The sequence below is a fragment of the Fenollaria massiliensis genome, from assembly GCF_000312505.2.
In the GTDB taxonomy this organism is placed as follows: Bacteria; Bacillota; Clostridia; order Tissierellales; family Peptoniphilaceae; genus Fenollaria; species Fenollaria massiliensis.
The window spans coordinates 210,494-229,822 of sequence record NZ_HG326224.1 but is presented as its reverse complement, the minus strand read 5'-3'; the positions used below and the strand labels follow the sequence as shown (position 1 = coordinate 229,822).

Annotated in this window: 19 protein-coding genes and 1 pseudogene; all 20 read left to right on the top strand. The window is 32.7% G+C overall.

Annotated features, from left to right (window positions below):
- Positions 1-79: 79 nt before the first annotated feature.
- The 20 genes and pseudogenes from polA to BN30_RS09535 all read left to right on the top strand — a co-directional run bounded on the left by polA (position 80) and on the right by BN30_RS09535 (position 19,317).
- Entirely contained in the window at positions 80-2,704 is a 2,625-nt protein-coding gene (polA, locus tag BN30_RS01120) for a DNA polymerase I (protein ID WP_019213691.1), read from the top strand.
- On the top strand, positions 2,694-3,293 hold the full coding sequence (gene coaE, locus BN30_RS01115) for a dephospho-CoA kinase (RefSeq protein WP_019213690.1): 600 nt from the start codon (positions 2,694-2,696) through the stop codon (positions 3,291-3,293). The genes polA and coaE overlap by 11 nt, the downstream gene beginning before the upstream one ends.
- Positions 3,277-3,852: a lytic transglycosylase domain-containing protein gene (locus tag BN30_RS08645; protein WP_019213689.1), complete on the top strand. Its 576-nt coding sequence runs from the start codon at positions 3,277-3,279 to the stop codon at positions 3,850-3,852. Before coaE ends, BN30_RS08645 begins: the two co-directional genes overlap by 17 nt.
- The gene (locus tag BN30_RS01105; protein ID WP_019213688.1) at positions 3,849-5,393 is read left to right on the top strand and encodes an ABC transporter substrate-binding protein; all 1,545 of its coding nucleotides are present in this window, start codon (positions 3,849-3,851) and stop codon (positions 5,391-5,393) included. The genes BN30_RS08645 and BN30_RS01105 overlap by 4 nt, the downstream gene beginning before the upstream one ends.
- 51 nt (positions 5,394-5,444) lie before the next feature.
- Positions 5,445-6,800: an electron transport complex subunit RsxC gene (gene rsxC / locus BN30_RS01100; RefSeq protein WP_019213687.1), complete on the top strand. Its 1,356-nt coding sequence runs from the start codon at positions 5,445-5,447 to the stop codon at positions 6,798-6,800.
- Positions 6,801-6,809: 9 nt separating this feature from the next.
- On the top strand, positions 6,810-7,766 hold the full coding sequence (locus tag BN30_RS01095) for an RnfABCDGE type electron transport complex subunit D (protein WP_019213686.1): 957 nt from the start codon (positions 6,810-6,812) through the stop codon (positions 7,764-7,766).
- The gene (locus BN30_RS01090) at positions 7,763-8,326 is read left to right on the top strand and encodes an RnfABCDGE type electron transport complex subunit G (RefSeq protein ID WP_019213685.1); all 564 of its coding nucleotides are present in this window, start codon (positions 7,763-7,765) and stop codon (positions 8,324-8,326) included. The genes BN30_RS01095 and BN30_RS01090 overlap by 4 nt, the downstream gene beginning before the upstream one ends.
- A 9-nt stretch (positions 8,327-8,335) precedes the next feature.
- Positions 8,336-8,929 (top strand): electron transport complex subunit RsxE, encoded by a 594-nt coding sequence (gene rsxE, locus BN30_RS01085; RefSeq protein WP_019213684.1) that lies wholly within the window; start codon positions 8,336-8,338, stop codon positions 8,927-8,929.
- Entirely contained in the window at positions 8,930-9,505 is a 576-nt protein-coding gene (gene rsxA / locus BN30_RS01080; protein WP_019213683.1) for an electron transport complex subunit RsxA, read from the top strand.
- Positions 9,506-9,515: 10 nt separating this feature from the next.
- Complete coding sequence (locus tag BN30_RS10255) at positions 9,516-9,854, top strand: RnfABCDGE type electron transport complex subunit B (protein ID WP_242824737.1); 339 nt, start codon at positions 9,516-9,518, stop codon at positions 9,852-9,854.
- Complete coding sequence (locus BN30_RS08640) at positions 9,814-10,455, top strand: 4Fe-4S binding protein (protein WP_242824736.1); 642 nt, start codon at positions 9,814-9,816, stop codon at positions 10,453-10,455. The genes BN30_RS10255 and BN30_RS08640 overlap by 41 nt, the downstream gene beginning before the upstream one ends.
- A 67-nt stretch (positions 10,456-10,522) precedes the next feature.
- Entirely contained in the window at positions 10,523-10,906 is a 384-nt protein-coding gene (locus BN30_RS01070; RefSeq protein ID WP_019213682.1) for a NusG domain II-containing protein, read from the top strand.
- Positions 10,903-11,418: a Gx transporter family protein gene (locus tag BN30_RS08635; protein ID WP_019213681.1), complete on the top strand. Its 516-nt coding sequence runs from the start codon at positions 10,903-10,905 to the stop codon at positions 11,416-11,418. The genes BN30_RS01070 and BN30_RS08635 overlap by 4 nt, the downstream gene beginning before the upstream one ends.
- Complete coding sequence (radC, locus tag BN30_RS01060; protein WP_019213680.1) at positions 11,411-12,112, top strand: RadC family protein; 702 nt, start codon at positions 11,411-11,413, stop codon at positions 12,110-12,112. Before BN30_RS08635 ends, radC begins: the two co-directional genes overlap by 8 nt.
- Before the next feature lie 4 nt (positions 12,113-12,116).
- On the top strand, positions 12,117-12,950 hold the full coding sequence (gene mreC / locus BN30_RS01055) for a rod shape-determining protein MreC (protein ID WP_019213679.1): 834 nt from the start codon (positions 12,117-12,119) through the stop codon (positions 12,948-12,950).
- A gap of 4 nt (positions 12,951-12,954) precedes the next feature.
- Positions 12,955-13,446: a hypothetical protein gene (locus BN30_RS01050; RefSeq protein WP_019213678.1), complete on the top strand. Its 492-nt coding sequence runs from the start codon at positions 12,955-12,957 to the stop codon at positions 13,444-13,446.
- 8 nt (positions 13,447-13,454) lie between these two features.
- Complete coding sequence (locus BN30_RS01045; protein ID WP_019213677.1) at positions 13,455-16,784, top strand: penicillin-binding transpeptidase domain-containing protein; 3,330 nt, start codon at positions 13,455-13,457, stop codon at positions 16,782-16,784.
- A 76-nt stretch (positions 16,785-16,860) separates the two neighbouring features.
- A complete protein-coding gene (locus BN30_RS10435) occupies positions 16,861-17,448 on the top strand; it encodes a radical SAM family protein (RefSeq protein WP_341348916.1) in 588 nt (195 codons plus the stop codon).
- Positions 17,400-18,647: pseudogene (locus tag BN30_RS08630) on the top strand (TIGR03960 family B12-binding radical SAM protein); the annotation flags it as partial. The gene BN30_RS10435 and the pseudogene BN30_RS08630, both read left to right, overlap by 49 nt.
- Positions 18,631-19,317, top strand: a complete 687-nt coding sequence (locus BN30_RS09535) for a TIGR03936 family radical SAM-associated protein (RefSeq protein WP_019213676.1) — start codon at positions 18,631-18,633, stop codon at positions 19,315-19,317. The pseudogene BN30_RS08630 and the gene BN30_RS09535, both read left to right, overlap by 17 nt.
- The last annotated feature ends 12 nt before the right edge of the window (positions 19,318-19,329 follow it).

Sequence of the window (19,329 nt, the reverse complement as noted above, 5' to 3'; positions counted from 1 at the left end):
ATAATAATTGAGCGTATTTGTGATTCTAAGCAATTGACAAATACCCCATTTAATGTTAAGATATTAGCAGGTGATTATAATGGAAAATTTTGTAATTATAGATGGTTCGAGCCTACTTAACAGGGCTTTTTATGCAATTAGATTATTAAGTAACAAAAAAGGCATATTTACTAACGGTATCTATGGCTTTTTAAACATGCTCGACAAGATTAAGGCTGACTACGAGCCAAAATACATGTGTGTGGTCTTTGATAGAAAAGAAAAAACTTTCAGAAAAGATATTTATGATGATTACAAGGGCAATAGAATGAAGTTCCCTGATGAACTAAGCGTTCAATTCCCAATACTTAAGGATATACTTACTAAGATGGGTATTAAGGTTTTGGACAAGGCTGGCTTTGAGGCAGATGACCTTGCAGGCACATTAACTATGATTGATGATAAATATATTAAGAAGCTTTTAATAACTGGTGATAAGGACTATCTACAATTAATTAAAGATGATACAGACGTTATTATCACTAAGAAGGGCGTTAGTGAGTTTGATACATATAATATTGAAAAGATGAACGAGGTTTATGGACTAAGCCCTGATGAATTCATCGATCTAAAGGCTCTTATGGGTGATCAATCGGACAATATCCCTGGTATTTATGGTATTGGTGAAAAGACTGCTCTTAAAATTCTTAGCGAGTATAGGACTATAGAAAATCTTTATAATCACATTGACGAGCTTAAAATTAACAAGACTAATCAAAGGATAATTGATGGCAAGGACATGGCTTTCTTATCTAAAAAGCTTGCGACTATCGTTAAAGATGTTGATATATCAATGAATATCGATGATTACAAAATTAACGATGCTGATAATGATGCTCTTAGAGAAATTTTTGAAGAATTGGAACTAAATTCAAGATTAAATTCCTTAGAAGGCAGCAAAAAAATAGAGGTAGCGGAAAATAATTTAGATGTAGAAATTATTGATAGAGATAATTTAAATGCACTTGAAAATGTTAAAAATGAATTTATATTTAGCATCACTACTGATACTGATAAATATTTCACTTCAGATATTTTGTATATCACTTTTATACTAGATAAAATTTATATCATCAAAACTAACAATTTATCTTGTATAAAAAATATTTTAGAGGACGAAAATATTAAAAAAGTTTCGCATGACATAAAAAAAGCTTATGTTTTAGCGCAAAAAGAAGGCATCAAGATCAAAAATTTTGCTTTTGATACTGCCATCGCCTATTATTTAATTGATTCAAACAAGTCAAACTATAGTATACAAAACATGGCTATGGACTATTTGCAAAGACAAATTAATGCTTTTGATGACATTTATAAAAAGGAAAAAATTAGAGATAAAAAAGTCTCAGCTATTGACATGGGTGTGGCAAGTGAAGTTTTAAGTAACGAGATTAAAACTATAAAAGATTCTTATCCAATACTTAAGGAAAAGATTGATAGTTTAGACGAAAGAACTCTTTTCTACGACATAGAGCTTCCTCTTAGCGAGGCTTTGGCCGACATGGAATTTACTGGATTTAGGGTAGATAGGGACGAGCTTTTAAGGCTTGGAGACGAATACGATGAGCTTATTAAGGAAAAGGAAAGAATTATATTTAGCTTAGCAGGTGAAGAATTTAATATAAATTCGCCTAAAAAACTATCTGAAATATTATTTGATAAGCTTGGCATAAAGCCTATCAAAAAGACTAAGACTGGCTATTCAACTGATGCTGAGGTTTTGGAGAAGCTTTCAAACAAACATCCAATTGCTGACCAGATTGTTGAGTACAGAACTTATCAAAAACTTAAATCAACATACATTGACGGACTTAAGGACTTAATCGATGATACAGGAAGAATTCATTCTTATTTCAATCAAACAAATACAGCAACTGGAAGGATTTCATCGCAAGATCCAAATCTTCAAAACATCCCTATAAGGACTGAGGCTGGTAGAAAGATTAGAAAAGCTTTTGTGAGCAAGGATGGCTACACACTAGTTGACAGCGACTATTCACAAATCGAGCTAAGGATACTTGCTTACATCGCAAAAGATGAAAAGATGCTTCACGCTTTTGAAGAGGGCTTTGACATACACAGAAAAACTGCGTCAGAAGTATTTAACATACCATTTGATGAGGTTGATAGTGAGCACAGAAGCAGAGCAAAGGCAGTTAACTTCGGTATTGTTTATGGTATAAGCGATTATTCATTGTCACAAGACCTAAAGATTTCAAGAAAAGAAGCTAAAGAATATATCGACAACTATTTTGAAAAATTCTCAGGCGTTCATAAATATATGAATGATGTAGTTGAAAAAGCTAAAGAAGATGGCTATGTTAAGACACTTTTTAATAGAAGAAGAAATATACCAGAGCTTCAAAATTCAAACTACAATATAAGAGCTTTTGGCGAGAGAGTTGCGCTAAATATGCCTATACAAGGCACTAGCGCGGACATAATCAAGATTTCCATAGTTAAGATATTTAATAAATTTAGAGAATTAGGTATCGATGCGCACATCATAGTTACCGTTCACGACGAAATCGTTGTTGAAGCAAAGAATGAAGAAGTTGACAAGGTTAGAAAGATTATTAAGACTCTTATGGAAGATATCGATGGACTTGATATGAATCTAAAAGTTGATATTAATCAAGCGGATAATTGGTACGATGCAAAATAATTATATATTGACTGGATCTATTGCTTCAGGAAAATCATCAGTTTTAAAGATTATAGCTGAAGAAGGATACAATACCATCAGCGCAGATGATGTAGTGAAGGAACTTTACAAGGACGAAGAGTTTTTGAAGAGCTTTAAAAAAGAAATTGGCGAAAAATTTTTTACAATTGATAAAAAGCTTGACAAAGATAAATTAAGAGAGACTCTTTTTAAAGACATATCCTTAAAAAATAGAGTAGAAGCCTTCGTGCATCCACTTGTTTATGAAAAAATAAAAGAAATGCTTTTAGATGGATTTAATTTCATCGAAGTGCCAATGTTTTTTGAAGCACGTGAATATTTTCTTGATTCTAAAATTGAGATTAAAGGCATTATCTTTGTAAATATTGATAAAAAAATACAAGTTTCAAGACTTATGCATAGAAATAAAATTAGTGAAAAAGAGACTATAGCTATGATAGACACTCGCATTACGAGTGAAGAAAAGATTAAAGCGTCTAATTATATTATAAATAACAATGCCTCAGAAGACGATTTAAAGAGAGAAGTCTTGAAAACTTTGGAGAGAATAAATGAAAAAGCTAATTAAATTTATAATAAAGCTATTTATAATAATATTTTTGGTGGAGTTAGTTTATCTATACTTCATACCCAAAAAGTATGACGATATTATTGACAAATACTCAACTGAATACAATGTCGATAGATCCTTAGTTAAAGCGGTTATATTCAAGGAATCACGCTTTAAAGAGACTGCAGTTTCATCAAAAGGCGCTATAGGCCTTATGCAGCTAATGCCATCAACAGCGCTTTGGCTTATGAACAAACTAAAGATAGAAGATTATAAGATAGAGTCTGCTGATAATAATATTAGACTAGGAACATATTATTTGTCACATTTAATGAAAATTATGGACTCAGACGAAGAGCACGCGCTTCTTGCATATAACGCAGGACCAGAAAATGCTAAACGCTGGGTCAATTCTGAAGGATACAGTAAAGAAGATATGGACAACTATGTTGACTTTAACGAAACAAGAAAATATGTTAGAGAAATCAAATTAACAAAAAATATAATTAGTTTTATGGATAAATATGGTATTTTTCTTGGTGAGCTTTCAAATTTATTGGAGGATTACGTAAGATGAAAAAGAAAATATTTTTATTAATAATGATTTTTATTCTTTGCATCAATTTTGTAGCTTGTAATAAAATTGATGATAAAGAAGACGCAAATAAAGAGGATGGAGAAGCATATTTATTGTCACAAGGAGGCAATATCAATCTGCCGCTAACACCATTTAAAACATTTAATCCAATACTTAATGATAACTTGTATTATTTTTATTTCAAAGATTTGATATATTCAAGCCTTTTAGAAATTAATGATGATTCATCGCTAAATAATTTGTTAGCAAGTTCAGTCGAAAAAATTGACGACAGAACTTATAGAATAAAGTTAAGAGAAGGCGTTAAATTTCATAATGGCAAAATTTTAAGCGCAGATGATGTAATTTTTTCATATAATTATATATTGAATAATAAGGATAGATCATTTTATTATAACTTGATTAATGACGAGTCAAATAAAATTTTTAATGGTTCGCAAAACTTTGCTATGAATAGAGTTGATAATAACACTGTAGAAGTGAGATTTGCAAGCGCAAGTAAAAATAATTTATATAAATTAACTTTTCCTATAATATCATCGTCTGATGATTATAAAAATTATACGCCTAATGGCACAGGACCATTCAAGTTTAAGTCTTATGAAAATAACAAGACGCTTATTTTGGAGAAAAATAAATCTTATTTCAATGGTCAAGCATCAATTGATACAGTTACAGGCATTGTCATAGATAATCCTAGTAACTTTGAAGGCATTTTTGAAACAGGAAAGCTTGATATATACACGGCTTTTGATACAAATTACTCAGAGTTTTTAAACAGCTCTAAGTACACAGCACTTGAGTTTGCATCGAATAAGCTTTATTATATAGGATTTAATTATAAGAAGAATCCATCACTTGACTTAAGAAAAGTACTTGAGGCTAGTATAAATAAAGATATAATAAATAAGGAAGTTTTTTCTACTAATTTATCGCTATGTCAAGGATTTTACCCTGAAGAATCTATATTTGGTCTTCACGATATAAAAGAGAAAGAAGATTTATCTAAGCTCAGTGTGAAAAAGAATGAAAATCATCAGTATGTCGATGAAAACAATAAAATTATTAAATTAAATATACTTTATAATAAAAACGATGCCAAGAAAAGAGCTATAGCCAACATAATTTATACACAGCTTGATAACGCTGGATTTAAGGTTGAGATGCTCGGCAAAAATGCAAATGACATTAGCTTTACTGAAAACTACGACATATATGTAGGAGAGTACCTAGTAAATAATTCGTTTGATTTGAACTATAGGTTTTCAAACAGATCAGAAGCAAATTTTAGTGGCTACTCTGACGATAGATATGAAGAACTACTAAAAAATTTATATACTAACAAGATTGAATACAAAGAAATAAATAATTTTCTTCAAAACGAAAAGATATATATACCGCTTGGTTATGAGAAGAATGCTTTAGTTCTGAAAGAAAATATGATTTATGATGGCAAAATTAATTTTCAAAATGTTTATTCGAAGATAAAAGATTTAATTATTGTGAGCGCAAAGTCTTGATATTATTCGAATTTAATGTTATAATATTTATTTGTGAAATGGGGTGATTTTATGTCAATACTTAAGACCTTTGCTGGAGGCGTTCATATGCCCGAGTATAAGGAACTATCAGAAAAACAAGCAATTGAAGAGCAAAAAGAGCCAAGTAAAGTTGTTATTCCACTAAACCAACATGTAGGCGCTGAATGTACACCACTTGTTAAAAAAGGCGACTTCGTTAGAGAAGGCCAAAAGATTGGTGACAGTGATGCATCTTTATTTGCACCTGTTCATGCTAGTATTTCTGGTATAGTTAGAGATATTGGCAAAGTTTACACTACTGGAGGCTGGCTTGTAAATTCAATTACTATTGAAAAAGCAAGTGATGAAGAATTAGAGGCCTTAGGCAATCCAAATTGTAGTGAACTTTTAATGGAGGGTTACGGTGACTTTAGAAATCTATCTAAAGAAAAAATCATCGAACTAATTAAAGAAGCAGGAATTATAGGTATGGGTGGAGGAGCGTTCCCATCGTTTGCAAAAATACAATCGTCTGACGATGGCACCATAGACACTATAATCATTAATGCTGCTGAATGTGAGCCGTTCTTGACATGTGACCACAGAATGATGCTTGAATATTCAGACAGAATGATAGGCGGACTTAGGATAGTTATGAAATATCTTAACGTTAGCAGTGCTTACATAGGAATTGAAGATAATAAAAAAGACGCTATTGACCTACTAGAAGAAAAGCTTAAAGACGATAAGTTTATCAAAGTAGCAGTACTTAAGACAAAGTTCCCTCAAGGAGACGCTTACAGAATGGTTGACTCAATCTTAGGAAGAAAAGTTCCTCAAGGAGGAAGAACTAAGAATGTTAACACATTTGTAAGTAATGTTGGTACATTCGTTGCTATTTACGATGCAGTAACATTTGGTCACGCATCACATAAGAGGGTAGTTACAGTTACAGGTAACGGTGTTAAAGTGCCAAAGAACATCAACGCATACGTTGGAACATCTATTAGAGACCTAGTTGAAGAAGCTGGTGGATTTAATGGAGACGTTACAAAAGTTATAGTTGGTGGACCAATGACTGGTGTTGCACAATATTCATTAGATACACCTATATCTAAGAACACATCAGGCATAATCCTTTTAACTGATAACGACTATAAAGATCAAGAAGAAAGCCAATGCATTAAATGCGGTAAATGTGTTGACGCTTGTCCAGTACACTTAATGCCACTTTATATCTCAAGATATCAAGAATTAGGCAATTTAAAGATGTGTGACAAGTACAACGCTCAAAGCTGCATAGTATGTGGATCTTGTTCATTCGTTTGCCCTGCAAAGAGATTCTTAGCTGAAAGAATTTCAGTAGCAAAGAGAGAGATAAAACAGTCTCTAAGAAGATCTAGATAGGAGGGAAATATGGAAACAAATAAAAATGTTCAAAGTGAAAAGCTTTATAGAGTAAGCTTAGCTCCATATTTGCGTTCTAAGTCTACTACACAAAAGATGATGCTAGACGTTATCATAGCTATGCTACCAGCTCTAGCAGCAAGCATTTACTTCTTCGGCATGAACGCTTTGATGTTAACTGTTGTATCAGTTATTTCATGCGTTGTAGCAGAAGTATTTATGCAAAAATTATTCAAAAAGAAAGTTACAGTAAGCGATTTATCAGCTGTAATTACAGGAATTTTATTAGCATTTAACTTACCAGCAAGTGCACCTTGGTGGATGCCTGTATTTGGCGGATTCTTCGCAATATGCATAGTAAAGCAAATCTTCGGCGGAATTGGTTCTAACTTTATGAACCCAGCACTTGCCGCAAGAGCAGCTATCATGGCATCTTGGCCAGGACTAATTACTAATTACATTACACCTGATGGAGTAGCATCAGCTACACCACTTCAATTAATGAAAGCTGGAACAACAGGTGAATTGCCATCACTTATGGATATGGCAATTGGTAATATCGGTGGAGTTATAGGTGAAACTTGTTCAATACTATTAGTTTTAGGAGGAATCTATCTAATAGTAAAGAAAGTTATTGATTGGAAGATACCTTGCCTATACATTTTAACAACAACAGTATTATTAGCAGCATTTGGCGTTGACATAAGCTTATTGCCATACCATATACTTGGTGGAGGTCTTATTTTAGGAGCCTTCTTCATGGCAACAGACTTCGTTACTTGTCCAGTAACACCAAACGGAAGAATTATATTTGCTATAGGATGCGGTATAATCACAGCTATAATCAGAGTGTATGGCGGTATGGCAGAAGGTGTTTCATACGCAATCATACTTATGAACACAGCTACACCTCTAATCGAGTCATTAACTACACCTAAGGTATTTGGGGAGGTTAAGAGCAAATGAAAGAAACAATAAAACTTGGTTTAATATTATTTATCATTGCGGCTTTCTCAGGAGGAATACTATCTTATACAAACAGCTTAACTAAACCTATCATTGACGAAAGAGAATACGAAGAAACTCAAGCTGCATTTAAAGAGCTAATTCCAGATGCTGATAGTTTTGATGAGCTTGACGCAGCAAAATTAGAAAGCTTAAAGAGTGAAAATAAAAAAATACAAGATATATATGAAGCAAAGAAAGATGGTTCAGTAATTGGATATACATTCAAAACTGCTGGATCAGGTTATGGCGGAGACGTTGTTATATTAACAGGCATTGCAGAAGATAAAATTACAAAGATACTTGTTTTATCACACAAAGAAACACCATCACTAGGAGATAGAATCGAACATGATGAGTTTAAAGATCAATTTGTTGATATAGATGCAAGTCAAGATCTAGTTTTATCAAAGAGCGCTTCTGGAGAAGAGATACAAGCTATATCAGGCTCAACAATTTCTTCAAGAGCAACTGTAGAAGCTGTTAATCAAGCAATTGACACTTTGAGTAAGTTAAAGTAGAGGTGCGAGATGAAAATATCAAAAATATTTAAAAACGGTATGATTGATAATAATACAATATTATCACAATTAGTTGGTCTATGCTCAGTACTTGCCATCTCTAGTACTCTAAAAAACTCAGTTACAATGGCAGCTGCAGTTTTAATAGTTACAATTCTTTCGAACTTTTTCATATCCTTATTAAGAAAGGTAATACCTTCAAAGATAAGAATACCTATATATATAGTTATCATAGCAACATTTGTTACTATCATTGACTTAGTATTGCATGCATATTTACCAGATATGTACAAGCAATTGGGCTTGTTTATCCCACTTATAGTAGTAAACTGTATGATACTTGCTAGAGCTGAAAGCTTTGCATCAAAGAACAATGTTTTTTACTCGATAATTGACGGCTTAGCATCTGGCTTAGGTTATGCTATTGCAATATGTGCATTAGGTTTTGTTAGAGAGTTAATAGGCGCAGGTTCTATATGGGGTAACCAAATATTCCATGGAGCTTCTCTATTCGTACTACCTCCAGGAGCATTCATTGTTCTAGGTATATTTGTAGCAATCTTTAACATATACTTATTGAAAAAGAAGAAGGAGGAAAACTAGATGGGAACAATATTTAAGATTCTTATTTCTACAATTTTTGTAAACAACTATGTTTTCGCTCAATTCTTAGGAATTTGTCCGTTTCTTGGTGTTTCAAGTAAAGTAGAGACAGCAACAGGAATGAGTGTAGCCGTTACATTCGTAGTAACACTTGCTTCAATCATTACTTACTATGTTCAAATGCTTTTACTTAACCCATTTAACTTAGGATATTTACAAACAATTGTATTTATACTTATCATAGCATCCTTAGTACAATTCGTTGAAATGGTTATCAAGAAGATATCTCCAGCTCTTTATGGAGCAATGGGTGTTTTCCTACCATTAATCACAACTAACTGTATGGTACTAGGTGTTGCTATACTTAATATTCAAAGTGATTATAACATATTTGAAGTAATAACAAACGCCATTGGTGCGTCACTTGGTTTTGGTTTAGCACTAATACTACTTTCATCACTAAGAGAAAAGCTAGAGCTTGTTGATGTACCTGAGCCACTTAAGGGAATGCCTCTTGCATTGATCGCAGCTGGACTTATGTCTATAGCGTTCATGGGCTTCTCAGGACTAGTATAGGAGGTACACTATGGAAGTATATTTAATACCTATAGCAGTCTGTGGTATCATAGGCTTGATTTTTGCTGTTTTACTATCAATAGCTTCAAGAGTTTTTGAAGTAAAACTAGATCCAACAGTAGATAAGGTTTTATCTGCACTACCAGGAGCTAACTGCGGTGCCTGCGGTTTTCCAGGATGTGAAGGACTTGCCAATGCAATTGCAAAGGGAGAAGCACCTGTTAACACATGTCCAGTAGGTGGAGCAACATGCGCAGGTAAGATAGCTGCAATACTTGGTGTTGACGTAGGTAGCGCTGAAAAGATGGTTGCCAACGTATTATGTCAAGGCGACTGCGATAAAAACTAAAATAAAATATGATTACAAGGGCATAGAAAGCTGTTCATTTGCATCACAAATCTCAGGCGGACCAAAGTCTTGTGAATTTGGCTGCGTTGGATGCGCTTCATGCGTAAAAGCATGTCCATTCGATGCTATCGAGATGATAAATGGCGTTGCTCATGTATTAAAAGAAAAATGTAAATCATGTAAGATTTGCGTTGGAACTTGTCCAAAGAAAATTATTGAGATGGTTCCATATAAGAGCAAGGTATTTGTTAAGTGTAAAAACACTAACATGGGTAAAAAAGTTAAAGAAGCATGCGGTATAGGATGTATCGGATGTAAGATTTGTGTAAAGAACTGTCCAAAAGATACTATTGCTTTTGAAAATAACTTAGCTCACATTGTTTACGAAGGATGTATAAACTGTACTATATGTGCACAAAAATGTCCTACAAAGGCAATTCATGCTGAGAACTTAAAACCAAAGCCAGCAGCTCCAAAGGTAGAAACACCTAATGCTGAAGCACCTAAGGCTGAAGCGCCTAATGCTGAAGCGCCTAAGGCTGAGGCTCCAAAGGTAGAAGCTCCTGCAAAGGAAGCTGAAACTGCTAATAAAGAAGCATAATTAGATAATTATCTTTTAAGGGTATGGTAGAGCCATACCCTTAAAACGATAAAAAGAGGTTTATTAAATGAAAAAATTAGATGTCGTTTTAATAATTTTTTTAATATTATTTTCATTTATCTTTATCGTTAAAGATAAATTTTTCGCGTCTAATTCAAATGATAAGTACATAGCCATCTCTGTTGATGGCAAAGAATATAAAAATCTTGAATTTAAGGATAAAACATACATATATCCTTTAAAGACTAAGTATGGATTTAACAAGATAGAAATTGCTAAGGACTATGTAAGAGTCTTAGAGGCTGACTGTCCAAATAAACTTGATGTTTTACAAGGAAAGATACATTCAATTAGTCAAAGTATAGTTTGTATACCAAATAGAATGATCATTGAGATAAAGTCAAGGACAGATAAAAAAGATAGTGAAGAGTTGGATGCAGTGATTAAATGATGAAGACGAAAGATTTTATTTATATTGCTTTATTCACTGTATTTGCAGTGGTTTTAAGCATCATAGAAAACTTCATACCGCTATCATTTAGCATACCAGGATTAAGGATAGGTCTTGCAAACATCGCAGTTCTTGCAGTTTTGTATCTATACTCTTTTAAATACGGCTTATTTATAATAATCATAAAGAATATTTTAGTTTTTCTTCAATTTGGCAATATCATCGCCTTTTTGATGTCGATGAGTGGAGGTATATTAAGCGTTATATTTATGTATATATTTAAGCGATACTTAAATAAGTATTTTAGCATTTATGGTGTGAGCGCTGTTGGAGCTTTTTTTCACAATTTTGGACAAATATTATGCGCATCAATAATATTATCAAATAAGATTATTTTTGCATATTTACCAATACTAGTCATCATAGGAACATTTGCATCTATAGTAATTGCTAAAATTGCAGAGCTTTTTATCAATAGATTTAAAAATATAAGAGGGTTTATCAATGAATAATATAGAAGAGAAAAAAATAATGATGCAAGACATTAAGCTTGATGACAGACCAAGGGAAAAACTTATCAGCCGTGGTAGAGAAGCACTTGAACTAGCTGAAATCTTAGCTATAATCATAGGCACTGGCACAACAAACTATAGCGCAATTGATTTATCTAAAGAGATTTTAAAAAGGTTTAACAATTTAAATGGCTATGCATCTTTAAAGGTAGAGGACTTAACTGAAATTAGCGGTATTGGAAAGGCTAAGGCCTGCCAAATTATAGCTGCGCTTGAACTTGCTAGGAGACTGACTGGTCCATCAAGTTTATATGAAGCTGAAAGTCTAAACGATCCAAAAAAAGTTTATAGAGCATATAGAAATGAGTTTATGAACGAACCTCAAGAAAAATTTATAGTGCTTGCACTTGATACAAAACTTAAACTTATTAAAATAATTGAAGTTTCAAAAGGCACAGTAAACTCAACTCAAGTGCATCCAAGAGATGTATTTAGAGATTTAGTTAAGTGCAATGCAAGTAGCTGCATACTTATTCATAACCACCCAAGTGGTGATTCGAGCCCATCACACGAGGATAAACTGCTAACGAATAGACTAGTAGAGTGCTCGAAAATTATTGGCATATCTATTTTAGATCATTTAATTATTGGAGATACTTTCTTTAGTTTTAAAGAACATAATCTCATGGAGTGATATAATGAATTTTATTAAAAAACATAAAGTAATTTTAACAATTTTAGTTTTACTATTAGCCATAGTTCTTATTATTGCTATAAATAATAAGAAAAAATCTCTTAATAGCGTTGAGTCTGCGCCTAGTGATATTATGTCTAAGATATCATCGTTTTTTTATGGCGGCGCGAACAGAATTTCTAACGGTTTTAAAGGTTTATTTTCAAAAGATGATTCAAAGAGCAAGATAAAAGAGCTTGAAGAAAAAGTAAGTATACTTGAAGATAAGAACAGAGAGCTCGAAACTGTGATTATGAAGTCATCATATCTTAAAAAAGAATACAATTTATTGCAAAATACAAAATACGATTTAACAAAGGCCAAGATAGCGTCCATGGATCCTGATGAATGGTACAAGAGATTTACCATAAACAAAGGAAAAAAAGATGGTGTTAAAGACGGCGATATAGTTATAGGCGCTTCTGAAATACAAAACAACGTATACATCGAAGGACTTTTGGGCAAAATCACAGACGCATCAAAGGATTCATCAAGAGTTATTTCTCTTAATGATGATAAGTTTAAAGTAAGTTTTAATATACTTAGAAACAATGAGTCGGGCGTTATGGGCGGAACTTTTGATTCTAAGATCGAAGGCTATATGTTTGATTCAAATGCCGATGTTTTAGTTGGCGACAAGCTTATCACATCAAGTTCATCAGATGAGTACCCACCAAATATTTATTTAGGGGAAGTAGTTGAAGTTATAAACGATGAATCAAATTTAAAGAAGCTTATAAAGGTAAAGGCGGCAGTAGATATAAAAGATGTTTCAAATGTATTTATAATTAAAAGGTAATGAGATGAAAGTTTTAGCGTTTTTAATTTTTTTATTTATAAACTATATTTTAAAAGCAGCCATATTACCAAACTTTTTGCCAATTAATTTTATATTTAACATGACGCTTTGCTTAGTCGTGTCGCTTGCATTATTAGCAAAGAGCAGAGAAGGCTTAATTTGGACCATAGTTGTAGCAATTTTAAATGATTTACTTGCTCATGAGGTTTTGTTTTTAAATTTATTTTTATTTACAATAATTTATTTAATAATATATTTTATTAGAGATAACATTAATATGGAAAATTTATTAAGTATAGCTATAGTAAACATAGTAGTGTATTTATTTTATATAATATTCTCATACATACTATTAAGTTTTATGGGTGTAGACATTATTATTTCGCATCTTGCTAAAAATATCTTTTCTATAAAGATAGTTTTTGTAGCGCTATATGGAGTGCTAAGCTATTTAATATCAAAGAGGATATTTAGATATAAAAATTATGACATCTAGGTGATATCATGAATAATCTTGAAAAGAATAAGAGATATACATTTATAAATTTTGTGATTATAGTTATTTTGAGCATTTTAGTATTAAAGCTTGCTCATTTAACTTTAGTTGAAGGCGATCACTACAGGTATATTTCTGACAATTCTAAAATTAGAACGATAACTGTTACAGCTCCGAGAGGCGAGATTAGAGACAGGTACGGAAGGTTAATAGCTGGCAATCTTCCTTCTTTTACTGTGCAAATTTTTAAGGATGATATGCTAAACTTAGAGGCTGAAGATAGAAATAAAGCTCTTCTTGAGCTAGCAACAAGTCTTGAGGAGGATGGAGTCATATATCAAAACGACTTTCCTATAGATTTTAATTATTTTGCGTATAAGGATGATGCTGACTACATCAGCAAAGACAAGTCACCTATAAAAACTGTGATAGATTTTATAAAAAATAAAGATGTTTTAGATAGCTGCTTAGACATGTACATGACTTTTAATAATGATGAGAAGAGTTACGATGTAAGACTTGCTAATAGAGCTTTATATGCGATAAAATCAAAATTTGTTGACTTTCCAGTTGAATATAAAAATACTGGAGACAAATATGAATTCGTAGCAAATGATAAATTTCTTGATTTTAAGCAAAAGAACGAATTTAATGAAGGACTAAGCCCAAGAGGGCTAGTTACTGAGATCATAGTTAGTGATGACACAATTCTTAGCAGAATACTATCTCATCCTATGATTAGAAAGCTTGTTTATGAAAAATTTAAAGATAATGGTCTTGAAAAAATTGCGCTTAAGGACTGTGTAAACACATTTTATGAGTCATATCTTGAGCAAAAAAGAGCACTTATGAAGCAGTATCCAAATTTTATTACTTATGACACAAGTGCTAAAGACGATTTTATCAATATTTTCAAAAACACATCACTAAAGAATATGCTGGGAAAAGCATATAAGAACGAAGACGATGAAATTATTGCTCCAGGAAAGATTTTGATCGACCTAATCAGGTCTAAGAATATCGAAACAAAGGTTGAGGCTATAATTAATCCAGATAGCTTAGATGTTTTATATAGATATAAAGACGAAAAATTTGATTCAGATACACCAGCTATTGACGAACTTATTAAAGAAGCGGACAATAAGGAAATTATGGATCAGTTTATTAGTAATAATAAAATTAGGCCATATGCTCAAAAATGCTTACTCGAAGATGAAGTACAAACAAGGATTTCTATAGCAGGTGATTTTGAGTATGTGGATTTAATTCAGTACAGGACATTCTTGGAGAGAATTTTCAAGTTTAAAGACAAATTCGAAGACAAAACTCCAGAAGAAACACTTCGTAAAGCTATGGAAAAATACAGCATTGACGAGGATTATGCTCGCTATGAAGCAAAAACTCTTCTTAGCATATATGAGCTATTTTTAAAGCAAGGTCAACTTGCTTATCAACCGATAAAATTTGCTTATGGTATTAAACCACAAACAGTTGCTAAAATCGAAGAAAAATTATATTTAAATACAGGTATAAATATTTCTATCGAGCCAATTAGGTATTACCCGATGGGCTCAGTTATGTGCCACGTTATAGGCTCTTTAGGAAAGATATCAACCGATGCCGAAATTGAAAAATATATAAATCAAAAGAAATATTTACCTGACTCAATCATTGGTAAAACTGGTATTGAAGAATCTTATGAAGATGTACTCAAAGGTAAAGACGGCGAGATGGTTGTCGAGGTCGATAGAATTGGTAACAAAACTAGAGTTATTTCAGAGACAAAACCTGAAAGAGGCAATACCATCTATTTAAGCATTGACGCTGAATTACAAAAGAAATGCGAAAAACTTCTTGAAAGAACAATAAAGACTATACCAAGAAGCGGCACCTTTGCTAGTAAGTACGGTGATTTCAAGATGGAGTGGGATAGAAAGAGAAAGAGAACTTATGATAATACAAGCTCTGGATCCATCGTTTTAAATAATCCAAACACAGGTGAAGTATTGACTATGGCAAGCTATCCTGGATATAATCTAAATTTATTCGCAACAGGAATTAGTAAAAGTGATTGGGACAGCTTGGGCCCTATAGAAGTTAAAAACCCATTAGCAGCAAGACCGCTACTAAATGTAGCGACACAAACTGCGGTGCAACCGGGTTCTATATTTAAGATGTGTACTGGACTTGCGGCACTTGAGAAAGGTCTTAGCCCTCAGACAAAAATTAGGGACATGGGATACGCAGAGCTTGGTACAAAGAAATTTAGATGCCTTTTATGGACTGATTATCACAGGACGCATGGCGATGTCAATTTAAGTGATGCTTTAAAAGTTTCTTGTAACTACTTTTTCTATTCTTTAGCAATGGGAGAGAACCAAAGATTAGGAAAGAAACTTGAAATAAAGCTATCAATTGATGATATTGTTGATATGGCGAAAAGATTTGGCCTTAATGACAAAACAGGTATTGAGATTAACGTTCCAAACGAATTTTCTGGCGGCGTTCCAAATCCTGAAAAGAAATTACAAAACATGAGATTTTATTTAAGAAACTATTTGAATGAAAATCTTGCAAATTATGTGAAAAATGGCATTAGATACGATGAAGTTTTTAGAGACAAGGCGATAAATGAGATATTGTCTTGGCTTGAAGAGGGACCAAATATGACAAGAAATCAAGTTATTGAAGAGCTTGATAAGCTTGGTTTTGATACAGAAAAGAAGCTCCATGGCAAGCGTGAGGGCTTAGCTGATATAATTAAGTACACTTATTTAAATCAAGCTAAGTGGAATCTTGCTGATACACTTTATGTAACTATCGGTCAAGGTGATTCATCATATACACCAATACAGATGTCAAACTATGTTGCTACCATTGCCAATGGCGGTGAACGCAATAAATTAACATTGATTGACTCAATTAAGTCTTATGATGGACTTGAAGATGTATATAATTTTGAAAGAAAATTTGAGGATATTGGCTTAAAGAGTAAAAGTGAATTAGATGTTGTTAAAAATGGTATGTACAAGGTAAGTAAGTTTGGTTCGGCAAAACCACTTTTCCAAAATTTCCCTATCAATGTAGGATGTAAAACCGGTACAGCTGAAAAGAATGGTGTAAATCCATACACAAACAAGCCATACGATTCATTCTCATGGTTTGTGGCTTTTGCGCCTTATGAAAAACCAGAGATAGCTGTAAGCGCCTTAGTTTTCCAAGGCGGCATGGGTATAAATGCTGGACCTATGGTAAGAGAAGCCATAGCAGAGTACCTTGGCATGAATAAAGAAAATATTTCAAATGACCTACCACTTGTGACAAAGGTCTTAAAGTAAGGAGAATATATTGATTAATAGAAAGAAATTAGAAAAAATACTTAAGCTTGTGGAAAAACCCGCAAGATATATAGGTATGGAGAAAAACTCAATAGTTAAAGATTTTGAAAAAACTAAGGTGAAGTTTGCTTTTTGTTTTCCAGATAATTATGAGCTTGCAATGAGCTACTTAGGACTTCATATACTTTATTTTTTGATAAATCAAAATGAGGATTATCTATGTGAGAGAGCTTTTTTGCCTAGCTATGATATGGAAAAAATGATGAGAGAAGAAAATCTTGAGCTTTTCTCACTAGAAAATAAAGAAGAAATTAAAAATTTTGACGCAGTAGGATTTACTTTGCAATATGAGATGAGCTTTGCAAATATCCTTAGGATGCTTGATTTAGCTAATATAGAGTTTAAGAGCTCAGATAGAAAAGAAAGTGATCCAATCATAGTAGCGGGAGGGCCATGCGCTGTTAATCCTGAGCCAATAGCTGATATCATAGACGTATTTCAAATAGGCGAGGGCGAAGAGATGATGCCAAGATTCTTGGAGCTTTTAAAGATTAAAAAAGAAAAAAACAAAGCAAAGATGAATTTCTTGAAACGCTTGCTAAAGAAGATGGCTTTTATGTGCCAAAATTCTATAAACCTCATTACAATGAGGACGGAACTATAAAAAATTATGAAAAATTAAATCCAAATTGCAAAGACAGAGTGAAAAGAAATTATATCTCAAGCGTTGACAAGATGTTCCAAATCGATAGAATGATAGTTCCATACATCGACGTGGTTCATAAAAGAGCTGTAGTTGAGATATTTAGAGGATGCACAAAGGGATGCAGATTCTGCCAAGCAGGCATGCTTTATAGACCTATTAGAGAAAAATCTGAAGAAAATATTAAAAATATTGCAAAGACTATGATAGATAACACTGGATACGACGATGTTAGTTTATTTTCGCTAAGTACTTGTGATTACACTAATCTTAGAGAAGTAGCGGGTGAGATGAAAGAGTATTTTGTGAAAAATAATGTAAGTGTCTCGCTGCCATCCTTAAGACTGGATTCGCCGAGCATAGATGTTTTAAAAGACCTTTCAGACGTAAGAAAGTCTTCTTTAACATTTGCTCCTGAGGCAGGCAGTCAAAGGCTTAGAGACGTTATAAATAAAAATGTTACTGAAGAAAATTTAGTTGATGTAATGACTTATGTTTTTGGTGAAGGCTGGTCCAAGATAAAACTATATTTCATGATAGGTCTTCCAACTGAGACAGAAGAAGATATTAGAGGCATAAAAGAACTGGCTTATTTAGTTAGAGACCTATTCTTCAAGAGAGATAGGGAAGATATTAAGGGTGATTTTAGGCTTGTTGTGAGCACATCATGCTTTGTACCGAAGCCATTTACACCATTCCAATGGTTTAAGCAAGACAGCATAGATGAATTTTATGAAAAGATTGGCATACTTCGCTCAATTATTAAAGATAAAAAGGTCGAGTATAATTATCACGATCCAGAGCTTAGCTACATCGAAGCAGTTTTAGCAAGGGGCGATAGAAAATTATCAGATGCACTTATTTATGCATATAAAGAAGAGAAAAAAGCAGAAAAAGTAGACAACGAATTTATTTATGAAAATTATTTAAATGCATTTAAAAAATATAATCTTGATCCAGACTTTTATGCGAGACGTGAGAGATCATTTGATGAAGTTTTGCCTTGGGATATAATCGATGTTGGCGTTAGTAAAGAATTTTTGAAAAGAGAGTACGAAAAATCAATTAAGGCTGAAACTACAAAGGACTGTAGAATTTCTTGTAACGCTTGTGGTATAAAGAATTGTGAAATGAGGGGTAAGCATGAAAATTTTGTGTAAATTTACAAAACTCGGATACTTAAAATTCATCTCACACTTAGACCTTGTAGATTTATTTCAAAGAACACTTTTTCAAAATAAGGTTGACGTAAAATTCTCAGAAGGCTTCAATCCGCATCCAAGGATGTCTATAGCATATCCATTGCCACTTGGAATTGAGTCTAACAGCGAGTACATGGAGATTTATCTTAATTCAAGAATTGATTTAAAAGATTTTTTGATAAAGATGAATGAGAGACTACCAGCTGGAATCAAGATTATTGAAGCAATGTATGATGACGATGAGTCCATATCAAATAAAGTGAAATCAGTTGTATATGCTTTTAAATTATTAAATACATTTTTTGATAAAAATAAAGACGTCGATATAGCTAAAGAACTTGATAAAATCAACTCCATGGATATAGTTGAAATTGAGAGAAAGAGAAAAAAAGGTAAAAGAAGAATTTTTGTTAAAGAAAATGCAAAAGAGTATCTTAAGCGCTTAGAGCTTAAAGATGATGCTATATATGCATACATCAAAATTAGTGAGAATGGCTCATTAAAGCCAGCACTTATCTTTGATATACTAAATAATTATACAAATATAAATATGGATGAACTTGATATTGACCTTGAACGCATAGGTTTATACCAAGATGAAGATGGATTAAAGGAAATATTTCTTTAATTATAAAAAATA

What these genes read in the sequence shown, in the direction of transcription:
- rsxE (WP_019213684.1), top strand. Translation starts at nt 8,336, where the DNA reads ATGAAAATATCAAAAATATTTAAAAACGGTATGATTGATAATAATACA.
- BN30_RS01105 (WP_019213688.1), top strand. Translation starts at nt 3,849, where the DNA reads ATGAAAAAGAAAATATTTTTATTAATAATGATTTTTATTCTTTGCATC.
- coaE (WP_019213690.1), top strand. Translation starts at nt 2,694, where the DNA reads ATGCAAAATAATTATATATTGACTGGATCTATTGCTTCAGGAAAATCA.
- BN30_RS01090 (WP_019213685.1), top strand. Translation starts at nt 7,763, where the DNA reads ATGAAAGAAACAATAAAACTTGGTTTAATATTATTTATCATTGCGGCT.
- BN30_RS08635 (WP_019213681.1), top strand. Translation starts at nt 10,903, where the DNA reads ATGATGAAGACGAAAGATTTTATTTATATTGCTTTATTCACTGTATTT.
- BN30_RS10255 (WP_242824737.1), top strand. Translation starts at nt 9,516, where the DNA reads ATGGAAGTATATTTAATACCTATAGCAGTCTGTGGTATCATAGGCTTG.
- BN30_RS01095 (WP_019213686.1), top strand. Translation starts at nt 6,810, where the DNA reads ATGGAAACAAATAAAAATGTTCAAAGTGAAAAGCTTTATAGAGTAAGC.
- BN30_RS09535 (WP_019213676.1), top strand. Translation starts at nt 18,631, where the DNA reads ATGAAAATTTTGTGTAAATTTACAAAACTCGGATACTTAAAATTCATC.
- BN30_RS01045 (WP_019213677.1), top strand. Translation starts at nt 13,455, where the DNA reads ATGAATAATCTTGAAAAGAATAAGAGATATACATTTATAAATTTTGTG.
- BN30_RS08645 (WP_019213689.1), top strand. Translation starts at nt 3,277, where the DNA reads ATGAAAAAGCTAATTAAATTTATAATAAAGCTATTTATAATAATATTT.
- radC (WP_019213680.1), top strand. Translation starts at nt 11,411, where the DNA reads ATGAATAATATAGAAGAGAAAAAAATAATGATGCAAGACATTAAGCTT.
- BN30_RS10435 (WP_341348916.1), top strand. Translation starts at nt 16,861, where the DNA reads ATGGAGAAAAACTCAATAGTTAAAGATTTTGAAAAAACTAAGGTGAAG.
- rsxC (WP_019213687.1), top strand. Translation starts at nt 5,445, where the DNA reads ATGTCAATACTTAAGACCTTTGCTGGAGGCGTTCATATGCCCGAGTAT.
- polA (WP_019213691.1), top strand. Translation starts at nt 80, where the DNA reads ATGGAAAATTTTGTAATTATAGATGGTTCGAGCCTACTTAACAGGGCT.
- rsxA (WP_019213683.1), top strand. Translation starts at nt 8,930, where the DNA reads ATGGGAACAATATTTAAGATTCTTATTTCTACAATTTTTGTAAACAAC.
- BN30_RS01050 (WP_019213678.1), top strand. Translation starts at nt 12,955, where the DNA reads ATGAAAGTTTTAGCGTTTTTAATTTTTTTATTTATAAACTATATTTTA.
- BN30_RS01070 (WP_019213682.1), top strand. Translation starts at nt 10,523, where the DNA reads ATGAAAAAATTAGATGTCGTTTTAATAATTTTTTTAATATTATTTTCA.
- mreC (WP_019213679.1), top strand. Translation starts at nt 12,117, where the DNA reads ATGAATTTTATTAAAAAACATAAAGTAATTTTAACAATTTTAGTTTTA.